Origin of the sequence: Rhizobacter sp. (assembly GCF_031412495.1) — a bacterium.
In the GTDB taxonomy this organism is placed as follows: domain Bacteria; phylum Pseudomonadota; class Gammaproteobacteria; order Burkholderiales; family Burkholderiaceae_C; genus Schlegelella_A.
This window is the reverse complement of the sequence record NZ_JANODC010000259.1, coordinates 1-1625: the sequence shown is the minus strand read 5'-3', so window position 1 is coordinate 1625 and position 1625 is coordinate 1. Positions and strand designations below refer to the sequence as shown.

Annotated in this window: 3 protein-coding genes; all 3 read left to right on the top strand. The window is 69.4% G+C overall.

The annotated features are described in order from the left end of the window. Positions 1-828: zinc-binding dehydrogenase (locus tag AC30N0_RS09945; protein ID WP_489517763.1), on the top strand; the 828-nt coding region annotated here is incomplete at its 5' end. Continuing rightward, entirely contained in the window at positions 825-1448 is a 624-nt protein-coding gene (locus AC30N0_RS09940) for a hypothetical protein (protein ID WP_489517762.1), read from the top strand. The genes AC30N0_RS09945 and AC30N0_RS09940, both read left to right, overlap by 4 nt. Further along, positions 1445-1625, top strand: a 181-nt coding sequence (locus AC30N0_RS09935; RefSeq protein WP_489517761.1) for a hypothetical protein, incomplete at its 3' end; no start/stop codon positions are given. The genes AC30N0_RS09940 and AC30N0_RS09935, both read left to right, overlap by 4 nt.

Below are 1625 nucleotides of genomic sequence, written 5' to 3'. Positions count from 1 at the left end.
GAGGCGACGGCGTCCGGCGCCATCTTCGGCTACTCGCACACCACCGGCGGCTACGACGGCGGCCAGGCCGAGTACGTGCGCGTGCCGATGGCGGATGTCGGTCCGACCAAGATCCCGGCCGACATGCTGCTCGACGACGCCGTCCTTCTCACAGATGCCTTCCCCACCGGCTACCAGGCCGCCGAGATGGGCGAGATCGAGAAAGGCGACACGGTGGTCGTGTTCGGTGCCGGGCCGGTGGGCATCTTCGCTGCCAAGTCCGCGTGGCTGCTCGGCGCCGGCCGGGTGATCGTGGTCGACTACCTCGACTACCGGCTCGAGTTCGTCCGCAACTTCGCCCAGTGCGAGACGGTCAACCTTGCCGAGGTCGACGACATGGCGATCCACATCAAGAAGATGACCGACTGGCTCGGCGCCGACGTCTGCATCGACGCGGTCGGGTGCGAAGCCGTCGGCGACTACATGCAGTGGCTGACCGGCCGCAAGCTCAAGCTCCAGGCCGGCGCGGCGACGGCGCTGCACTGGTGCATCAACTCGGTGCGCAAGGGAGGCGTGGTGTCCATCGTCGGCGTCTACGGGCCGACCTTCAACGCCGTGCCGATCGGCAACGCCATCAACAAGGGCCTGACCCTGCGCATGAACCAGGCCAGCGTGAAGCGCCACCTGCCGCGGCTGATCGAGCACATCCAGGCCGGGCGCGTCCAGCCGCACAAGATCATCACGCACCGGGCCCCGCTCGAGGATGTCGCCGACGCGTATCACATGTTCTCGAGCAAGCTCGACAACTGCATCAAGACCGTTCTCGTTCCGCATGGAGTGACGCAATGAACGCACCGAACCAAGCAGGGACCGCCACGCTGGAAAGCGGCCGCACGCGGACGAGCAGCCCCGCAGCGACGGGCAGCCCGCTGCAGACGCCCCGCGAGTACGCGCATATCGAGGGCTGGGGCGCCGACCTGGACCATGCCAACCGCCCCGCCTATCCGCGCGAGCGGACGCCGCCGCGGCTGGAAGGCGTGCACTGGGACCAGCCGGAGCAGCAGCAGCAGACGGTCGAGATCCTGAAGTCCAACGAGCGGCCGACGATGACGCCGGTGTTCGGCACCAGCACGCCGCCGTCGGGCGTCAGCGGCAGCATGCGCCGCTTCGCCTTCCGCTTCAGCGAGAACGACATCCGGCACTGGCTGCTGCTGCTCGCGGCCGACCGCGTCAACGTGGTCGAAGGCTTGGTCGACGACCTTTCCCGCGGCCACATTCCCAACATCTTCGCCGAGATGGGCGGCAAGGCGGAGCTGAAGCACAACCCGGCCGGCGCCGCGCGCAAGGCGCTGGTGGTCGTCGGCATCCTCGGGGTGGGCTATCTCTTGCTGCGCGGCGACGGGGATCGGCGCCGCGGCCCCCGCCCGGCGCCTGGCGCACGCCGGATGGCGTCGCGCCAGCGCAGATGAATGACGACGAGCGCGCCCTGCCGCTGATCAGCGCGCTGGTGGCGCGGGCCGACCACGCCGGCCACGTCATCCTGTCCGAGGCCGAGGCCGATTTCGCCCTGTCCACCGAAGGCGAGCGGTGGCTGACGCCGGTCGATGCGACGAAGCGGCTCTACAAGCTCGTCGCCGCGGCGCATG